Annotated in this window: 1 protein-coding gene; it reads right to left on the bottom strand. The window is 59.6% G+C overall.

Going from position 1 to position 713, the window contains the following annotated elements; all coding sequences use genetic code 11:
- The coding region (locus tag ACFWDE_RS10925) for a collagen-like domain-containing protein (protein WP_483861749.1) at positions 1-713 on the bottom strand (713 nt) is incomplete at both ends.

The following is a 713-nucleotide window of genomic DNA, read 5'->3' on the forward strand; positions in this document are numbered from 1 at the left end:
GCCTTGAGCGCCCGTGTTACCTTGAGCGCCCGTATTACCTTGAGGTCCGGTAGCGCCCGTGTTGCCTTGAGCGCCCGTGTTACCTTGAGCGCCCGTATTACCTTGAGGTCCAGTAGTGCCCGTGTTACCTTGAGCGCCTGTATTACCTTGAGGTCCGGTAGCGCCCGTGTTACCTTGAGCGCCCGTATTACCTTGAGGTCCAGTAGTGCCCGTGTTACCCTGAGCGCCTGTATTGCCTTGAGGTCCAGTAGCGCCCGTGTTGCCTCGAGGTCCGGTGACACCAGTAGCGCCTGTGTTACCTTGAGCGCCTGTATTACCTTGAGGTCCAGTAGCGCCTGTGTTACCCTGGGCGCCTGTATTGCCTTGAGGTCCAGTGGCACCGGTAGCGCCTGTGTTACCCTGAGCGCCTGTATTGCCTTGAGGTCCAGTAGCACCGGTAGCGCCTGTATTACCCTGAGCGCCCGTATTACCTTGAGGCCCAGTAGCACCCGTGTTGCCTCGAGGTCCAATAGCGCCGGTAGCACCTGTATTACCCTGAGCGCCCGTGTTACCTTGAGCGCCTGTATTACCTTGAGGTCCAGTAGCGCCCGTGTTGCCTCGAGGTCCAATAGCGCCGGTAGCGCCCGTGTTACCTTGAGCGCCTGTATTACCTTGAGGTCCAGTAGCGCCCGTGTTGCCTCGAGGTCCAATAGCGCCGGTAGCGCCCGTGTTAC

This window comes from Bacillus sp. NPDC060175, assembly GCF_042728695.1.
Classification (GTDB): domain Bacteria; phylum Bacillota; class Bacilli; order Bacillales; family Bacillaceae_G; genus Bacillus_A.